The sequence below is a fragment of the Finegoldia dalianensis genome (assembly GCF_046255015.1).
Classification (GTDB): domain Bacteria; phylum Bacillota; class Clostridia; order Tissierellales; family Peptoniphilaceae; genus Finegoldia; species Finegoldia magna.
Genome location: NZ_JBDLBQ010000006.1, coordinates 14,065 through 32,621, shown reverse-complemented (window position 1 = coordinate 32,621; position 18,557 = coordinate 14,065). Strand labels below are relative to the sequence as shown.

At 33.6% G+C, this 18,557-nt stretch carries 18 protein-coding genes, 1 other RNA gene, 1 pseudogene and 1 other annotated feature (1 of these 21 running past the window's edge); of the genes and pseudogenes, 4 read left to right on the top strand and 16 right to left on the bottom strand.

Annotation, left to right across the window (positions count from 1 at the left end; genetic code table 11):
* Window position 1 precedes the first annotated feature (1 nt).
* Window positions 2-454, bottom strand: coding sequence for a ribose 5-phosphate isomerase B (gene rpiB / locus ABDJ34_RS07060; RefSeq protein WP_412701857.1), 453 nt, complete (start codon window positions 452-454; stop codon window positions 2-4).
* A gap of 106 nt (window positions 455-560) precedes the next feature.
* On the opposite strand from rpiB, the gene ssrA reads away from it, so the two are divergent.
* Window positions 561-922, top strand: a transfer-messenger RNA (tmRNA) gene (gene ssrA / locus ABDJ34_RS07055).
* A gap of 49 nt (window positions 923-971) precedes the next feature.
* Here ssrA and ABDJ34_RS07050 read toward each other — a convergent pair.
* Window positions 972-1,304: a hypothetical protein gene (locus ABDJ34_RS07050; protein ID WP_094208301.1), complete on the bottom strand. Its 333-nt coding sequence runs from the start codon at window positions 1,302-1,304 to the stop codon at window positions 972-974.
* Window positions 1,305-1,533: 229 nt separating this feature from the next.
* On the opposite strand from ABDJ34_RS07050, the gene ABDJ34_RS07045 reads away from it, so the two are divergent.
* Complete coding sequence (locus ABDJ34_RS07045; protein WP_094206807.1) at window positions 1,534-2,694, top strand: iron-containing alcohol dehydrogenase; 1,161 nt, start codon at window positions 1,534-1,536, stop codon at window positions 2,692-2,694.
* 57 nt (window positions 2,695-2,751) lie between these two features.
* On the opposite strand, the gene ABDJ34_RS07040 is transcribed toward ABDJ34_RS07045, so the two are convergent.
* Window positions 2,752-3,552 (bottom strand): ADP-ribosylglycohydrolase family protein, encoded by an 801-nt coding sequence (locus tag ABDJ34_RS07040; protein ID WP_412701856.1) that lies wholly within the window; start codon window positions 3,550-3,552, stop codon window positions 2,752-2,754.
* Between the two features lie 114 nt (window positions 3,553-3,666).
* On the opposite strand from ABDJ34_RS07040, the gene ABDJ34_RS07035 reads away from it, so the two are divergent.
* Both ABDJ34_RS07035 and ABDJ34_RS07030 read left to right on the top strand, forming a co-directional pair.
* Window positions 3,667-5,352 (top strand): M3 family oligoendopeptidase, encoded by a 1,686-nt coding sequence (locus ABDJ34_RS07035; protein WP_412701855.1) that lies wholly within the window; start codon window positions 3,667-3,669, stop codon window positions 5,350-5,352.
* A 102-nt stretch (window positions 5,353-5,454) separates the two neighbouring features.
* Window positions 5,455-5,760 (top strand): hypothetical protein, encoded by a 306-nt coding sequence (locus ABDJ34_RS07030; RefSeq protein ID WP_412701854.1) that lies wholly within the window; start codon window positions 5,455-5,457, stop codon window positions 5,758-5,760.
* Window positions 5,761-5,790: 30 nt separating this feature from the next.
* On the opposite strand, the gene radA is transcribed toward ABDJ34_RS07030, so the two are convergent.
* The 13 genes and pseudogenes from radA to ABDJ34_RS06965 all read right to left on the bottom strand — a co-directional run bounded on the left by radA (window position 5,791) and on the right by ABDJ34_RS06965 (window position 18,294).
* Window positions 5,791-7,152, bottom strand: a complete 1,362-nt coding sequence (gene radA, locus ABDJ34_RS07025) for a DNA repair protein RadA (RefSeq protein WP_316094613.1) — start codon at window positions 7,150-7,152, stop codon at window positions 5,791-5,793.
* 1 nt (window position 7,153) lies between these two features.
* Complete coding sequence (locus tag ABDJ34_RS07020; RefSeq protein WP_412701853.1) at window positions 7,154-9,574, bottom strand: ATP-dependent Clp protease ATP-binding subunit; 2,421 nt, start codon at window positions 9,572-9,574, stop codon at window positions 7,154-7,156.
* On the bottom strand, window positions 9,571-10,566 hold the full coding sequence (locus tag ABDJ34_RS07015; RefSeq protein WP_110057909.1) for an ATP--guanido phosphotransferase: 996 nt from the start codon (window positions 10,564-10,566) through the stop codon (window positions 9,571-9,573). Before ABDJ34_RS07015 ends, ABDJ34_RS07020 begins: the two co-directional genes overlap by 4 nt.
* Window positions 10,559-11,158 carry a hypothetical protein gene (locus ABDJ34_RS07010; protein ID WP_094210321.1) on the bottom strand — a complete coding sequence of 200 codons (600 nt, stop codon included), beginning with the start codon at window positions 11,156-11,158 and terminating at the stop codon, window positions 10,559-10,561. Before ABDJ34_RS07010 ends, ABDJ34_RS07015 begins: the two co-directional genes overlap by 8 nt.
* A gap of 10 nt (window positions 11,159-11,168) precedes the next feature.
* Entirely contained in the window at window positions 11,169-11,630 is a 462-nt protein-coding gene (locus tag ABDJ34_RS07005) for a CtsR family transcriptional regulator (protein WP_002835572.1), read from the bottom strand.
* A gap of 158 nt (window positions 11,631-11,788) precedes the next feature.
* Window positions 11,789-12,046, bottom strand: coding sequence for a hypothetical protein (locus ABDJ34_RS07000; protein WP_412701852.1), 258 nt, complete (start codon window positions 12,044-12,046; stop codon window positions 11,789-11,791).
* 165 nt (window positions 12,047-12,211) lie between these two features.
* Complete coding sequence (locus ABDJ34_RS06995; protein ID WP_412701952.1) at window positions 12,212-12,694, bottom strand: Csac_0668 family 2Fe-2S cluster-binding (seleno)protein; 483 nt, start codon at window positions 12,692-12,694, stop codon at window positions 12,212-12,214.
* A gap of 52 nt (window positions 12,695-12,746) precedes the next feature.
* Entirely contained in the window at window positions 12,747-13,241 is a 495-nt protein-coding gene (locus ABDJ34_RS06990; protein WP_412701851.1) for a thioredoxin family protein, read from the bottom strand.
* A 318-nt stretch (window positions 13,242-13,559) separates the two neighbouring features.
* A pseudogene (locus tag ABDJ34_RS06985) lies at window positions 13,560-14,216 on the bottom strand (type I restriction-modification system subunit M); the annotation flags it as partial.
* 423 nt (window positions 14,217-14,639) lie between these two features.
* Window positions 14,640-15,755 (bottom strand): 5-methyltetrahydropteroyltriglutamate--homocysteine S-methyltransferase, encoded by a 1,116-nt coding sequence (locus tag ABDJ34_RS06980; protein WP_412701850.1) that lies wholly within the window; start codon window positions 15,753-15,755, stop codon window positions 14,640-14,642.
* A 24-nt stretch (window positions 15,756-15,779) separates the two neighbouring features.
* Window positions 15,780-16,622: a MetQ/NlpA family ABC transporter substrate-binding protein gene (locus ABDJ34_RS06975; RefSeq protein ID WP_412701849.1), complete on the bottom strand. Its 843-nt coding sequence runs from the start codon at window positions 16,620-16,622 to the stop codon at window positions 15,780-15,782.
* A gap of 11 nt (window positions 16,623-16,633) precedes the next feature.
* Window positions 16,634-17,290, bottom strand: a complete 657-nt coding sequence (locus ABDJ34_RS06970; protein WP_094224375.1) for a methionine ABC transporter permease — start codon at window positions 17,288-17,290, stop codon at window positions 16,634-16,636.
* Window positions 17,290-18,294, bottom strand: a complete 1,005-nt coding sequence (locus tag ABDJ34_RS06965) for a methionine ABC transporter ATP-binding protein (RefSeq protein ID WP_412701848.1) — start codon at window positions 18,292-18,294, stop codon at window positions 17,290-17,292. The genes ABDJ34_RS06970 and ABDJ34_RS06965 overlap by 1 nt, the downstream gene beginning before the upstream one ends.
* Before the next feature lie 50 nt (window positions 18,295-18,344).
* Window positions 18,345-18,557 (bottom strand) — a binding site (T-box leader); it runs 38 nt beyond the window's last position.

The window sequence follows — 18,557 nt, the reverse complement described above, 5'->3', positions numbered from 1 at the left end:
TTTATAATCCCTTGTTTTCTTTTTCGATGGCCATTATCTTATCCACTCTTCTTTGGTGACGACCAGCTTCGAATTCATTTTCCAAGAAAGTTTTGATGATAAGTTTGGCAACCTCATCTCCAATTACACGCGCTCCGATGCAAAGCACATTCGCGTTGTTGTGATTTCTGCTCATTTTCGCACTGTATACATCAGACACACAAGCTGCTCTTATTCCTTCAAATTTGTTCGCTGCCAAGCTCATACCAATTCCTGTCCCACAAATCAAAATCCCCAAATCAGAGTTTTCTTGTTGGATTTCTTCGCAAACTTTCTTTGCGTAATCTGGATAATCCACTGAATCAGCTGAATTTGTTCCCAAATCCACAACTTCATTTCCCAAACTTTTTATATATTCAACCATTGAATCTTTTAATTCAAATCCACCGTGATCTGCCGCTATTGCTATTTTCATAAAACCCTCCAAATAATTTATTAATTACATTTTATAATATGTTTATGTATTTATCAATTATTTGAAGAATTACACATTTTATGATAAAATATAGTTACAAAAATATGGGGATGTCTTGGTTTCGACAGGGATATTGAAGTTTGAATAGCGAGTCGTTTTCGTCTACAAACGTAAAAAAAGGAAAACTAAATATAAACGCTGAAGATAATAACTTCGCATTAGCTGCCTAATAACGGCGGCCGATTCAAAAACTAGAAAATCGTCCTGCGTTTTCTTTTTGAATCTCAACTAATTAGCAGGAACATCTCGTATATTTTCCTCTAGTATATGAGATTATTTAAGAGGATATATCGATCATAGTTTTGTCAATTAAATTTTGATCGACGAATAAAACTTAATTGACTGCACTCGGAGAAGTTCTTAGGGATATATTTTTGGACAGGAGTTCGAATCTCCTCATCTCCACCACTAAAAAAGGTAGCCTTATATAAGGCTACCTTTTTTTATTTGCTTTTTGTTATTTCAATTCATTAATTATTACCGTTGAGTTGTCCCCTGCAAACACGTTGTGTTTCAAATTAGTTTGCGTATCAATGTATTCGATGCATTTGTCATCGTAAGTAAAATCAAATTTGCCTGATTTCTTGAAAATTTCTTTTCCTTCTGCGTTGTAAATTATGATTTCTCTTTTGATTCCACCGCTGTACTCACTTTTTACATTTTTCTTAAATCTTTGAAATCCTGCTGATTTGAACACCAATGCACTGCACGACGCCAAAAATATAAGTACAACTACCAAAATAATCCATATTTTTTTCTTCACATTTTTTGTTTTGTTTTCTTCTGACATCTTATTCCTCCTTTTTTATTTCCCAAATTTTTATGAAACGCTTTTCAAATTCTCAAACTACGTTTTAAAATATCGTTGTTATTTGTCACGCTAAAATACTTTAACACTATATGATTTATTCGTTAAATATTTCGTTTTTTATTTGACTAAACGATTCCAATATTGATATAATATTATTATAGCAGAAACATATAAGTTTTTGTACAAATTACAAAAGGAGTGATTTATTATGGCAAATGGAGTACTTCATATTCCAGGTTTTATTCACTTTGGAGAAGGAGCTTTTTCAAAATTAAGTGAATTAAAAGGTAAGAAAGCAATCATAGTTACAGGCGGTAATTCTATGAAGAAAAACGGTTTCGTAGACAGAGCTTGTGAAGAATTGAAGAAAGCAAACATGGAAGTATGTGTTTTTGATGGCGTTGAAGAAAATCCATCAGTTACAACTGTTGAAGCAGGCGCTAAGAAAATGCAAGAATTCCAACCAGATTGGATCGTAGCATTAGGTGGCGGTTCTGCAATGGACGCCGCAAAATGTATGTGGGCTTTTTATGAACATCCTGAATTAAAATTCGAAGACATTATCGAACCAGGATCACTTCCAGAACTTCGTAAAAAAGCAAAATTTGTAGGAATTCCATCAACTTCTGGTACAGCAAGTGAAATCACAGCATTCTCAGTAATCACTGACACAGAAAAACACATCAAATACCCATTGGTATCTGATCACATCGTTCCAGACATCGCTATAGTAGATCCAGTCCTACCATCTAAGATGCCAAAATCAGTTACAGCAAATACTGGTATGGACGTTGTAGCACACGCAACTGAAGCATTGGTTTCTAATATAGCTAACGATTATACTGATGCACTTGCAATTCACGCATTGAAATTGGTATTTGAATATTTGCCAAAAGCTTGTGAAAATCCAGATGACATGGAAGCTCGTGAAAAAATGCATAATGCATCAACAATGGCAGGTATCGCATTCACATCAGCTTCACTTGGTTTAGTTCACTCATTAGCACACAAAATTGGTGGAGAATTTGGAATTACCCACGGACTTGCTAACGCAATTCTACTTCCATACATCACACAATTTAACAGAAAAGCTACTGACAAAGTTGATTGGATTGAAAAAGAATTAAACGTTGAAGATTATCCAATCGCTGTTAGAGAATTAGCTAAAAAAGTTGGCATTCCACCAACATTGAAAGAAGTTGAAGAAAAATTCGGATTTAACAAAGAAAAATTTGACGAAGTATTAGATGAAATGAGCAAGAACGCTTATGAAGATCCATGTACTTTGACAAACCCACGTGAATCAAATCCAGAAATAGTTAAAATGATATTTACTCACGCTTACAACGGAGAAGATATAACAGAATAATATAACTCAAAAAATCCTGCGTAATGCAGGATTTTTTTATTGCTTTTATATTTGATTTTACAAATACTCTACGAATTTTTCAATTTGCTTTTTTACATTTTCATCTAATTTTTCAATCCACCTTTTAGGAATTGTAGAATATCCATGAATTGATCCACTGATACTTCCAGCAATTGCAGCTATTGTGTCAGAATCTCCCCCGTGATTTACAGCATTTATAATACAATCTTCAATTGAATTTTCCTTAGCCCAATGAATCGCATTATTGAAAGTGTTCACGATATATCCTGATGGTTTTAACAATTGCGTATCTTTTAGTTCATGATTTTTTCCGTTGATATTATCTCTGATAATTTGTGTGTATTCTTTTAAAATTCTGTCACACATTTCGTTATTGTGAGTGAGTCGTCCTTGTTTTATATTCAAATCTTCAGAAGTTTCATTATCTAATAATGCACAAGGAAGCGCTCTCATCAAGCTTCCATTTCCAAGCGCTGTATCGTCTTCTTCGATAAATATTTCGTATTGAATGTAGTGTTCGATAGCACGTCTACATTGATTGCCAATACCTCTTGGATGAGTATTGTACCACTCCACGAAATTTTTCATAGTATTTTTCTCAAAATTATAACGGTCATTTTCCATCAGAGAATTCATAACACAAATACTCATATCAGTATCGTCAGTGCATTCTCCTGGATTCAAATCAAGCCAACCACCTCCGACAATATCTGTAATCCTGCCGTATTTTTCATGGATTTCTTCTTCTGTCATAAATTCCGTCGTAGCTCCCATGCTATCACCTATCGCAAATGCATACAACGCTCCTTTGATTTTGTCTTTGTAATCAGAGTTCATTTTTTCATCCCCTTTTGTATATTATATCTCAAACCGATAGCTTATTGAATTTATCAACCATAAAAACATTTACATAGTATAAAAATATGATAAAATAATTTTAGAGGTGAAAAAATGAAATTTACAGAATACAAATACACTAGACCTAACTTCGAAGAAGACAAGAAAAAGGTCGAAGATTTTATCAAAAGATTTAACGATTCCACAACTTCTGAAGAACAAATCAAAATCATGGAAGAAATGGACAAATACAAGAAAACATTAAGCACTAATGTCAACCTTGCCTACATTCGTCACACAATTGATACAAACGATGAATTCTACAAAGAAGAACAAGATTTCTTGGATGAATACATGCCACATTATTCAGTGCTTGACACTAAAATGTACGAAGCAATCGACAACTCCAAATTCAAAGACGAATTGGTTAAACATTTCGGACAACATTTGTTTGATTTGATCAGCTGCCAATTGATTTTTAATGAAAAAGCTGTTCCTTTTAAGCAAAAAGAAAACCAATTAACTACTAAATACAACAAATTAATAGCATCTGCACAAATCGAATTTGACAATAAAACATTGACATTGTCACAAATGGCTCCTTACACACAATCAAAAGATCGTGATGAAAGAAAAGCTGCCACAAGAAAAATCTCAGAATTTTTCGCAGAACATGAAAAAGAAATCGACGATATTTACGATGAAATGGTTCACGTTAGAACAGATATGGCTAAAGCTTTGGGATTTGATTCATACATTGAATACCAATACAAATCATTAATGAGAACTGATTATGACAAGAATGATGTTGCAAAATACAGAGAATTTGTCAAAAAATATGTAACACCAGTTTATCTTGAATTGAGAAAGAAACAATCTAAGAGAATTGGCATTGAAGATATGAAAGCTTACGATAACAACGTAATGTTCACTGATGGTAACGCAAAACCTCACGGAGAAAAAGACTTCTTGGTAGATAACGCTAAGAAAATGTACTCAGAATTGTCACCAGAAACTAAAAAATTCTTCGATTTTATGTATGAAAGAGAATTATTCGATTTGGAAAGTAAAAAAGGTAAAGAAGGTGGCGGATATTGTACTACAATTGAAGATTATGAATCTCCATTCATCTTCGCAAACTTCAACGGAACTACTCACGATGTCGAAGTAATGACTCACGAAGCTGGTCATGCATTCCAATCATACACTTCAATGGACGGAAGAATTTTTGAATACATCTGGCCAACATTTGAAGCTTGTGAAATCCACTCAATGAGTATGGAATTTTTGACATGGCCATGGATGGAATTGTTCTTCGAAGAAGAAACTAACAAATTCAAATTTTCTCACTTAGATGGAGCTATCAGTTTCATTCCTTACGGTGTAACTATCGACCATTTCCAACACTTCGTATACGAAAATCCAGATGCAACAGCTGAAGAAAGAAAAGCAAAATATCACGAAATAGAATTGATGTATCGTCCAAACTTGGATTATGATGATGAATTCTTGGAAAAAGGAACTTGGTGGTACAGACAAGGTCACATCTTCAATAACCCATTCTATTACATTGATTACACATTGGCACAAGTTTGCGCATTCCAATTCTTATTGAAATCAAGAAAGAACCGTGAAGAAGCATTCAAAGATTACCTTGAAATCTGTAAAGTTGGTGGAAGCCAATCATTCTTCGGAATAATGAAAGCTGGTAACATCAAAAACCCAATGAACGATGGAGTTCTTGAAGAAATCCTTCCACAATTATTGGAAATATTAGACGAAATAGAAAAAAAATTATAAAATTTTAGAGTGGACATAGTCCACTCTTTTTTTTGTATATAAGATTTGTTTTTTTTAGAAAACGTTATATAATTAAATTAAATAAACAGTTTGGAGGCTTTTATGAAACGTAATAAATTATTTGTGATTTTACTGTCTGTACTGATGATGTTTTCATTCACTATGTGTAAGAGTAAAACTATGAATACTTACAATCCGTATTCTGAAAGATACGGCATAAGTTCTGAAGATGATTTAAAAAAGGCTATGCAATCCATGAAAGAAAACGAAGATTATCCAATTTACAAGGATGGTAAGGAAGAATCCAAAATTCACAGACAATATCTATTGGATTTGTATGAGAAAAATGATTTGTCTGCGATAAAAACCTACATTGATAACAACAAATTAATATTAGGAAAGAATTAGAAAAAGACACTCTATTTTTATGAGTGTCTTTTAAAATATATCTGATATTACCGATCTTATGCTATCAAATTGTTTGATTTCAAGATCGTATTTTTGTGTTAGTTTTGTGTTTTGTGAGATATAAACTTTTTTGTATCCCAATCTTTCAATTTCTTTTAATCTGGTTTCGATTTGTGGGACTCTTTTGATTTCTCCAGTTAATCCGACTTCTCCAATGAACACGACATCTGATGGAATTGGTTTATTCATAAGTGATGATGCAATCGCCATTATTATGGACAAATTCACAGATTGCTCTTGGATTTTGATTCCTCCTGTGGTTTTGATGATGACATTCTTGTCGTACATATTCATTCCAGCGCGTTCTTCCAAGATAGAAATCAACGTATTCAATTGGTCTTTACGAAGGCTATCCCCTATTCTTTGAGGATACGGAGTGAATGATTTGGACACCAATGCTTCAACTTCGACAACCAAAATTCGTGATCCTTCTTTTATTACAGAAAGCGCTGCACCATTTACATCTTTTTTCCTTTTCGTGACGAAATAATCTGACGCATCTGTGATTTCTTTTATTCCATCTTCTTGCATATTAAACAGTCCAATCTCTCCAGTTCGACCAAATCTGTTTTTCGTCGTTGTCAACAATCTCAATGGATCGTCACTTTCACCTTCCAAATAAAGCACAGTATCCACCAAGTGTTCAAGCGTTCTGAGTCCTGCCATTTCGTCTGATTTTGTCATATGCCCAACCATAATCGCAAGAGTTGGTTTTTCGGGATTTTTGCAGATTTCTACAATTTTATTCGCACATTCTACAGTTTGCACAGGAGAACCTGGACGTGAAGTGTATTCACGAAGCTGGAATGTTTGAATACTATCCAAGAAAATCACATCCGGTTTTATTTTGTGAATAGAATCCAAAGCGTTGTCCATGCTTGTCGTTGAAATCAACCAAATATTTTCCGGGATTTTCTCCATAGTTCTCATCGCTCTTTGTTTGATTTGAGATGTGGATTCTTCTCCAGAAATGTAGAGAACTTTTATATTTTTAGAAGCCAAATCATTTGCTAGTTCCAACAGCAAAGTCGACTTTCCAGCGCCTGGTCTTGCAGTTAGAATTGACACGGAATCTCTGACAAGTCCTCCACCAAAAACTCTGTTTAATTCAGTAATCGACGATTGAATTCTCTCCGATGAATCAATCTTTACATCGACTAATTTAACTGCTTTTGAAGATTTGGTCGAACTTGTCGTTGTAGTATTCGATTTTTCATCTACGATTTCTTGTTCTTGCATAGAACCCCAGCTGTTACAACTGGGGCATTTTCCTATCCACATGGCTTGCTCGTAGCCACAATTTTTGCACACGTATTTTGTTTTCTTTTTCATATTATTGTTTCACAGTCTTTTTGCGTCTTACATATCTTCTAAAGCTAACCTTGTCGTTAACCACAGTTATAGTTGTTTTTCTATTTTTGTCGATATCTCCGTTCAGGATCTTGTCGGCAAGTTCATTTTCAATATCTGTTCTGATAAGTCTTTCAAGAGGTCTTGCTCCGAATTTCTTGTCGTATCCTTTGTCTACAAGATAATCCAAGATTTTTTCGTCATATGAAATTATCAAATCATTCTTAGCCATTCTGTCAACTAATTCATCCATCATAAGTCCAGCAATTTCTTTTACATTTTCCTTGTTCAAATTGCTAAACACGATAACATCGTCTAATCTATTCATAAATTCTGGCTTGAACATCGACTTCATTGCATTGTTGATAGTTTCTTTGTTTCTGTTGTATTCATCAACTTCAACATCTTCTGCTGTATTAAACCCAATTACATTTTTGCTTTCAAGTTCACTTGCGCCAATGTTTGATGTCATTATGATTACAGTGTCTTTGAAATTAACCACACGTCCTTTGGAGTCTGTAAGTCTACCGTCGTCCAAAACTTGCAAAAGCGTGTTGAAAACATCTGGATGAGCCTTTTCGATTTCATCAAACAATATTACAGAGTATGGTTTCGTACGCACCATATCAGTTAATTGTCCACCATCATCATGGCCAACATATCCTGGAGGAGATCCTATCAGTTTTGATACGGAGTGTTTTTCCATATATTCTGTCATGTCGATTCTAATCATCGCATTTTCATCATTGAACAATTCCTTGGCAAGTTTCTTCGCCAAGTATGTTTTACCGACACCAGTTGGTCCAACAAATACAAACGATCCAATTGGCTTGTTAGGATTTTTGAGTCCGACACGCGCTCTTTTAATTGCATTAGAAATTGAATCGATAGCCTTGTCTTGACCGATGACAACTTTTTTCAAATTATCAGCCAAGAACAAATATTTTTGTGATTCTGATTCTGTTAGCTTGGACACAGGAACCTTCGCCCAGCGTGACACGATATTCGCTATTTCATCGAATCCAATTTCCAATTTGTTTTCGTCTTGGTCTTCTTCTTCCATTTCTGCTTCTACTTCCTTGATGGCATCTCTTTTTTCTGCTGCAAGCAAAAAGTCAGAATTTTGAATAGCTTCTTGTTTTTCTGCTTCTAATTCTTCTAGAATTTTCGCATAATTTTTGCCACCAGTGAAGTTTTTCACTCTAACCATCGATTGAGCTTCATCTATCAAATCTATCGCCTTGTCTGGCAAATATCTGTCGTTCAAATATCTGTGCGATAATTCTACACTCGCTTTGATTGCTTCGTAACTAATTAGAACGTGATGGTGTGATTCGTATTTGTCCTTCAATCCTTCAATAACTTGAATAGAATCCGAAACAGAAGGCTCATCTACCATGATAGTTTGAAGTCTTCTCTCAAAAGCTTGGTCCTTTTCGATAGTTTTTCTGTATTCATTGATAGTTGTAGCTCCGATTATTTGTAAATCGCCTCTCGCCAATGATGGTTTCAAAATATTTGATGCATCCAGCGCACCCTCTGCACCACCTGCGCCCATCAACGAATGAAGTTCATCTATAAACAAAATTTTGTTTTCGGAATTTGACAAAGTATCGATAACTTTTTTGATTCTTTCTTCAAAATCTCCTCTGTATTTTGTTCCAGCCAACAACGCTGCCAAATCCAATGACAAAATCTCCTTGTCCTTGAAAATATCATTAACATCTCCATTGACAATCTTGACAGCCAAGCCTTCCACAATAGCAGTCTTTCCGACACCAGGATTTCCAATCAACACAGGGTTATTTTTCTTACGTCTAAGAAGAACTTGGATTATCCTTTCGATTTCTTCCTCACGACCAATACATGGATCAATCTTTCCCTCTTTTGCCAATTCGTTCAAATTCTTAGTGTACTTTTCTATCTCACTTGACTTAGAAGAACTAGCTGATGTGTCGTTGACATCTCCTTGTTCTCTCTTCATCTTCATAAAGAAATATTTTCGAAGTTCCGCTGTCAATTTCATAATATCCACGCCTGTTTTTTTCATCAAATGATTAGCGTAGTTAGAACTATCCATGCAAAGCGCTGCCATAATGTGTTCTGGAGTAATCGCCCTTTCTCCGTAAGTGTTGGACAATCCCACAGCTTGAGTGATTATTTCTTCAAGTTTCGGGCTAATTCTTTGATTAGTTTCCTTGCTGTCTCCATAACCCAACTCATCTATAATTAAATTTCTAATTTTTTCGTAATTTCCACCGTGTTTTTTCAAATATTGAGACGCCTTGAAATCAAACTTGAACATCGCAAGTAGCACATGCTCCACTCCAAGATCCGCGTGCTTCAAACTAATTGCCTCATACACAGCCTCAGTTCTTAAATTATAAATATCTGATTTTCTCAATTTTTCACCTGTCTTTCCAAAGTATCCTTGATGATTTCGCTTCTCAAAACTCCAATGTTTTGATTCAATTTATTGTTTTCACGAAATTTTTCAAGCTTCAACTTATTTGTCTTATCGTACAAGTCCAGAATATCATCTACATTGAAACCATCGACTATGCCAAAATCGATAGCTATCAGTAAATCTCCAATCCTGTTCATTCCTTCAATTTCATCCAAAACTCTTGAATATTTTAGCATCGAAACACTTCTCAAAAGATCATCCTTAAACTCAGGATTATTTTCGAATAAAATGCGTCTGTTTTCAATTTCCTTTCTAGAAATCGAATCAATCAAAAGCGTCATATCATTGATAATATATTCAGGATCCATCAAATGACCATTAGTCGTAAGCCTGTAAATCGAACTTTTCGTATTAGAATTGAAAGCTTTCTCAAACATATATCCTCTGTATCTTGCAACATCTTGAATATCATCAATCTTGTTGAAATACTCCAAAGCCTTCAAGTTCATACACACGCTCACATCCATCATACATCCCGAATCGTAGAAATCATCTGACAAATATCCAAAATCAATATCAAAAGCAAAATTCAATTTATCATTCAATTTTTCTTCGATATTCAAACATTTTTCGTAAATATCTCTCAAATTTTTCCCAAAATCGTAAGCAGTAATGCAAATGTGGTCATTATCTGCCAAAGTAAACACGCATTTTTTATCGCTATTTATGATAACTTCCGGAGACACATCCTCATAGTAAGCACTGGAAATATATCCTTGTTTTCTAAGATAATCTCTGTTCGTACTTTTAGTATCCTTAAAAGAATAAACGCTAGACTCCTTCAAATATTCCAAATTATTCAATTCTTTTTTAATATCTGATTTCATATCGTCGCAAGAATCCGTATCTATAACCAACATAAAATTATAGTCCGACAAATTTCTTCTCAACGACACATCAGATTTCATTACAACACTTGAATTATTCATAACATTTTTCCCTATACTCTTGTAATTTCAATTCCAAATCGTCAATCTTCGTTTGAATATCGTGACACTTTTCAAATTCCTCATTATCCATTGCAATGAAAAGTTCATCAGACAAGCTATCCAACTTCTCCAAAATTTCCTTAGCCTTTTCAAAATTCTTAGGGAATTTGCCCCTGTAATATTTTGGATAGCTTTTCGAATTTCTCTTATCCATTATGAAATCTCTGAAATGATCGTAACAATATTTGCAACCAATCGATGAATAATTCTTCAACTCATCAAACGGCATATTGCACACTGGACACACACTTTTATCGTCAACATCTTTCTTTGAAGATTGTTGTACCTTTTCAAAAGGTAAATGTTCCACCACATCAGAAATTTGCTTTGCGATTTCTTCAAAAAGCTCCTTGTTTTCGTTCAATTCTTGATCAGAATCAAACTTAAAATCAGAATTCGAAATAATCTCATTCTTCAAATTATTCATATATTCTTCATAGCAATCATGACACAAATTAACATCACGAGCACCAAATGGCCCCACGATTTTAACTTGAATAAAAGCAGGTTTGCCACAATTATCGCAATTCATATAATCACCTCTATCTCATAAAAGCCAATAACATATTCTTCAATAAATCAGCCCTCAGAATATTTCTGTCATTAAAATCCACCTTCGACAAAGTATTATCCTCCAAAGCGTGAACCATAACCAAGGCTTCCCTTTCAGTTATCAATTCCTCATCCAAAAGCATATTAATAATATTATTCGACTTATCCTTTGTAATTCTATCTCCAATAACATTTTCGACAATCTCCTTAATCGGATTACTGTCTTCAATTGTTAATTTTATTATTTTAACATATCCACTTCCACCGCGTCTACTTTCAATATAATAACCCTTGTACGGAGTAAATCTAGTAGTCAGAACGTAATTAATTTGCGATGGAGCACAATTAAACTGATTGGCAAGATCATTTCTTCCGATTTCGATGAAATCATCGTCAGTGTTACTCAACAACTGCTTCAAAAAAGCTTCAATGCTGTTACTAAGCCCTGCCATACTATCACCTCTTTTGACTTTCTCTGACTAATTGCATAAAAAAATTTATCTTGATTAAATTATACCATCTTTGACCTTTCATATCAACAACAAAATCCTACAACATTTCTAATATTTTCAAAATAAAAAGGAAAGCTATTAAAGCTTCCCCAATTAATTTATATTCCCACAAAAACCTCTACGATTTTTTCTATTTTTTCGAGAACAATTTGTTTTTTCTTTTCCCTTGCACCTTGTCTACGAGAAGTAGTTGGCAAAATTTTATCTAATCCAGTACCTGCATAATCCACAAAATCTTTTGCTATTGACTTATTGATAAAATGATATGCGCCTTCTTTTAATTTTTCTTCTTCAACAAGAACTTTGCCATTCTTTATCTGTAAAACCTTCCATATATTCTTCGTAGCTTTTTTCAAGAATTTCAGCACTTATCATCGCAGTATTGTTGCCTCCTTTCCGGGGGAAATAAAAAAGCGGCCCAGACTTTTACATCTGAACCGCTAAAATTTTAATTCTATAGTTTTTTATTATTTTTAATTTTATTACTGTTGTGACGTACTTTATAAATTATATGTCGCAAACTATTCTTTGCTATTTAATGCTTTATTGATGGTTTCTTGAATAAGAGGACTACAGCATTTACCCAAAGGATTGTTAATTTCGCACTTTCCATTTTTCATTGCCCCTGTAAGTCTAATAATATCTTTAATATTCTTTGCACCATCATCTAAAACAGCATTTATAATTTGTTGCTCTGTAACTTGGTTGCAATAGCATATATATTTGGGATTTGCATTCTTTTTAAACCATATAGGAACTTTTACTTCTTCCTTATAAAAAACTCTTTCATTGTTTAAGTTATAATACACGACATCACAATCTTCATTCATACATAAATAGTAAGTTTCTTCATCTACAACCTTTCCCCTAAGGTTTTCTGATACCATATGCTTTACAGTTATATTCTTAACCTTTTCTCCTATTTCGTAACATTTGGGGCAATTTTCTTTTTCTTTCACTGTACCAGTGGTTTTTTGTATTGAAACGCAGCAAGATTGATTTATCTTATTTTCTTGACTCACTTTATTTCCTCCTGTCTAAATAAATATTATTTCTTTAGTTAATCAGGATATCTAATACCTCTTTCAATGTATCTACAATATATTCTCCCTGTCGGTATCTCCTTTTCTCTGCTATAACTCGAACTTGGTCCTTAGATTCAACCACATCTATTATTCTTTTAGGATATTGAACCCATTTCCCTATCTCCTGATATTCTTGATTCATAATAATAAATGTTGGTGTAATAACTTTTTCATTAGGCATAAACTTACTGTAACTATCTGTATCTATTACTTTAAGTTTTATATTTTCATTATTTTTTTCTAACCAATGAACTACAGGAATATTAATTATAGAATCAATACACCAGTTTTCTCCAATCGCAAGTATATTAAATTTGCTTGTTATACTACTAACCTTTTCTAAATATCTCTCTAAATTTAAATAATTTCTTATCGCATTATTAGCATACTTCTTATATCTATCCTGAGCAGTATCGTAAAATTGTTGAAAAGAAACTCCAGAGTTAAATATTTGCTTGTATTTCAAATTGTCACTTCCTCCTAAAAAAGTAAGTTACTCCATATAATTTACTTACTATTTATCTAATTAAATTTTACCCTTTGCTCTACTAAGATATTCAACTTGAACATAATTATACTGATGCGTAACTAACTATCACCTTAAATATGATTGTATTAGATAATTATCAACTATTCAAGAGCTAATGTCCTTACCTCTCATGCACTGCTCACAGCAATTAGACCCTAATTACTCTAAGCAATGTACGAAATATATTTAGTTAAAGTTCCTGAAACCGTTGATTTATTAGCAAAAACTGCACCCATCACTATTATGACACGTTCCCCCACATCTCGGATCATATACCTTTTTAATGCTTGTTTTGCCGTCCATTACAAGCTTTGCCAAAAGCTTTGACACTGTTTGGGGAGTGAAGAATTCTCCACCAGATTTTCCTGCATTACTGGCATAGTTGGATGTCAAATATTCGTATGCATCTCCGAATGCGTCGATGTCGTTGTTTTCAAATTTGCCGAAATTAATTTTGTCAATTCCAGTTAGTATGTCGCATAATCTTTTGTTCTTCTCAGCTACCGTTGCTCCAAGTTTGTTGCTTGTGGTGTCAACATCTTCGAATAATCCTTTGATGTCATCTTTTGAAGGATATCCTATTGCGCTTTTTTCGATTGATTTGAATATATTTGCCAAATCTGTGTTCAAATTTTCATTGGTGCGTGCAGTTTTTACGACATTTTGAAATAATTGGCTTGGTAGTATGAAAAACCCTTTTTCTTCTACTGTATCTGGTCTGAAATCTGTTTCGGCTTCTTCATCTGTTATTTCTGCATAATCGAATGATTCATCTCCAGCTTCGTGTTCAACTTTGTTGAAAAATTCTGTGATGTTTTCTGAGATAAATCTGTAGAATAAAATTCCCAATATGTATTGTTTGAAGTCCCATCCGTCAACAGCACCTCTGACATCATCTGCAATCGCCCAAATTTTCCTGTGAAGTTCCGTTCTTTGTGTTGACTCGTTATTCTAATTTAATACTACTTACATTTTCATCTCTCCTATTTATGTTAATTTCTCATTATGTTTTTTTAAATTTTACGTAATATTTCATTTAATTGGATCATATAATTAATTGACTATATCGTGTTTTATATTTCAGATATTAATTGATTTGTATTTTTGATTTTGTTTACATTCTCAGCATATGTGTTATAGACTATTATTATCCATCACTATGATAACCTCTTGTTAATTAATGCAGCTTGTCAGTTATCACTATTTAATTATTGGAGGTTCCATTTTTGAGTATAATCCTTTGTGTTCATCTTATATAGCGGTATTTTTCATGTAAAAAAATTACAGGCAATTTTCATTGCCTGCAATTTATAAAAATGAGATAGATATGATTGCTTATTTTCCCCAAACTTTTTCAGCTATTTTTTTAATTAATTTTAGTTTTTGCCATTGTTGCTCAATCGTCAATATGTTTCCATTTTCGTTAGATGAAAATCCACATTGTGGACTTAGACATAATCTATCAAGAGATATGAATTCAGATGCTTTGTGAATTCTAGCGATGATTTCATCTTGGTCTTCGAGTTGTCCTCTTTTTGATGTGATAAGTCCAAGAACGACTTTTTTATCTCCTGCAACGTATTTTAATGGTTCAAACCCGCCTGATCTTTCATCGTCGTATTCAAGATAGAATGCATCTACGTTTTCTTGTGCAAATAATATTTGTGCGATTTTGTCGTAGGCACCACTTGCTGCATATGTTGATTCGTAATTTCCTCTGCAAACGTGCGTTGTTATTGTCAAATCTTTGGGTCTGTCTTCAAGTGCTAAGTTATTAATTCTCAAATATTTGTTAGCTTCATCATCCAATGAAACTGATTCGCCGTATTTTCTGTTGATATAATCAGAATCTACTAACATTCCCCATGTGCAATCGTCAAATTGTATGTTTCTGCATCCTGCTTCATACAAATCCTTGATAACTTGTTTGTATGCCTTCGCGATATCTTGTTCCAACTTTTCATAATCTGGATAGATTTGTTTCGTGATTTCTGCATTATCTTCCCTGAATAATTCCACGATTAATTGTGCTGGAGCAGGTATTGTTTGTTTTGCGATTGTATTGTCATCTTCAAATTGTTTTACGAATTTAAAATGTTCTACGAATGGATGATTTTCTCCTGTGATTTTTCCTTCAACTTGTACTGATGTATGGTACGTTTCCTTGCCATGGAAATAATATCCATGGTCAAGTTCAACTCTTTTAATTCCATTTAGTCCCCAGAAGAAATCCAAATGCCAGCTTTTTCTTCTGAATTCTCCATCAGTTATTACGTGATAGCCCAATTCCTTTTGTTTTTCGATTAATTTTTTGATACATTCATCTTCTATTTCTTTTAGTTCTTGTTTTGTGATTGTTTCTTTTTCGAAGTCCGATCTTGCCTTTAGTAATTTTTCATCTCTCAAGAAACTTCCTACATAATCATATCTAAATGGTACGTGTAAACTCATTTTCAATCTCCCCCTTAATGCTTCCTATTTTGCTGGTATTATTTCGCCTTCAAATTTTTCTTCGATATATTTCTTAACTTCGTCTGATTGGAAAGCTTCCAATACTTTCTTGTAAGTTTCGTTGTCTTTGTCTTCTTCTCTAGCTGCTATTACATTTGCAAATGGGTTTCCCTCAGCTTTTTCTGTTGCAATTGCATCTTTCTTTGGTGATAGATTTGCTTCTAATGCGTAGTTTGAATTGATTACAGCAATTGCGGCGTCTTCGTATGCTCTTGGAATTGTTGCAGCTTCAACTGGTGTGAATTTCAAGTTCTTAGGATTTTCTGCAATGTCTTTTTCAGTAGCTTCCAATCCTGCATCAGCTTTTAATTTGATTACTTTGTTTTCTTCTAATAATTTCAACGCTCTTGCTCCGTTTGTAGCATCGTTTGGAATTATAACTTCATCTCCATCTTTTAATTCATCAAGTGATTTGTATTTTTTAGAATAAACTCCCAATGGTTCGATGTGAACTCCACCTAATGATACGATTTTTGTTCCTCTTTCTTTGTTGAAGTTTTCCAAGTAAGGTATGTGTTGGAAGAAGTTCAAGTCGATGTCTTTTTCTTCAAGTGATGTGTTTGGTGTTACATAATCGTCAAATTCTTTGATTTCTAGCTCAATTCCATCTTTTGCCAAGATTTCTTTTGCTTTTTCTGCAATTTCTTTGTGAGGTGCTGGAGATACTCCAATCACAACCTTCTTGTTTTCTGTAGTTTGTGATTCTTGTTTTGTGCTTTGTCCGTCTTCTTTTTTGCTTTCTTTTTTAGCACATGATGTTAATACCAATGCTAATGCCAATACTACTAATAAAATTTTCTTTTTCATTTTTACCACTCCTATATGTTTTTTTTGTTTAATTTATTTGAAATTTTTGTACCTGATATTTGTACAATTTCAACCAAGATTATAATTACAACTACTGCCCACAATAATACTTCTGTGTTAAATCTGTCGTAGCCGTATCTTTTTGCCAAGGCTCCCAAGCCTCCTCCACCAATTGTTCCTGCCATTGCAGAATATCCAATCAGTGTGATCATTAAGTTTGTTATTGCCAACACCAATTGTGGCAATGATTCTGGAATCAATACTTTTGTCAATATGTTAAAATTACTTGCTCCCATTGATTTGGACGCTTCAATGATTCCTCTATCCACATTCAAGAATTCTTGTTCGAATAATCTCGCTAAAAATGGAATTGCACCGACTGTCAATGGAACGATGGATGCTGATGTTCCTATTTTTGTTCCGACGATCAACTTGGATAGTGGAAGTAATACTATCATCAATATGATGAATGGAAATGATCTTGTAATGTTAACTATTACATCCAACACCGCGTATAGTTTTGGTTTTGGATTAAGTCCAGATTTTCCAGTTGTATACAAAATAAGTGCCAATGGAAGGCCAAATAAAATTGTGAAAAACGTACTTACTAAAATCATGTACAATGTCTCGCCTGTGGCTTCTAATACCAAATGTAATAAATCATCCATTATTTAACCTCCTCTACTCTAATATCATTTTCTGTCAAAAAGTCTTTTGCTTTTTGAATATTTTCTTTGTCACCGATAAGTTCAACCACTGTGTATCCAACTCCTGTGGATTGAAGTTTGTTGATATTTCCAGATATTATACTGAAATCTATTCCAGAAATTCTCGCTGCTTGTGATAATAATGGTTTGTTGTAGGATTTCTTTGAGTAAGTTAATCTAACGACATCTCCCTTAAAATCGTCAGTTATTATCTCTTCTTCATCCTCTTCTACAAGCTTTCTGATGAAGTTTCTAGTAACATTTGTTTTTGGATTTTTGAATAATTCTTCTACAGAATTTTCTTCGATGATTTTTCCATTTTCCATCACTGCAATCCTGTCACAAACATCTTTTGCAACTTCCATTTGATGAGTTATCATTATTATCGTGGTTTTGTATTTGTCTACTGATTTTCTCAATATCTCCAAAACTTGTTGTGTGTTTTGTGGGTCAAGTGCGCTTGTAGATTCATCTGACAAAATCACCTTAGGATTTGTGGATAATGCTCTTGCAATCGCAACTCTTTGTTTTTGTCCACCGGATAATTGGCTAGGATAACTTTTTGCTCTGTCTCTAAGTCCAATGAAATCCAACAACTCGTTAACTCTTTTTTCTATTTCATTTTTTGGAATGTTTTGAAGTTTCAACGGATAAGCAATGTTTTCGTAGACATTTTTTTGATTAAACAAATTAAAATGTTGAAAAATCATGCTAATTTCTTTTCTCGCTTCCAATAATTCCTTTTGCTTCAACGATGTTATGTCAACATCATCTATTATTACCTTTCCACTTGTAGGTTCTTCCAATCTATTTAAAAGTCTTACAAGTGTCGATTTGCCAGCTCCTGACAAACCAATTATTCCGTAAATTTCACCCTTATCGACTTTGAAACTTACATCATCAACTGCATTAAATTCTTTCTCACTTGTATTAAAAGTTTTCTTCAAATTTAATACTTCAATCATACTCTCACCTCATTTTTATAATAAAAAAAGCCCTTATGTGACATTCATCACATAAGGGCGAATATATCCGCGTTACCACCTTATTTTTAAATACATATATACATATGCATTTTCTCATTATTCAGTACGTATTCATACCTAGCACAAGATATCGGATGCAACCGGAAAAGTTTAAAAGCAAATGCTATTCGACTTTTCTAACTCCAAGACCATTTTCAACAACTATTCTTTATCTCATTTCACCAAACTGAGACTCTCTGAAA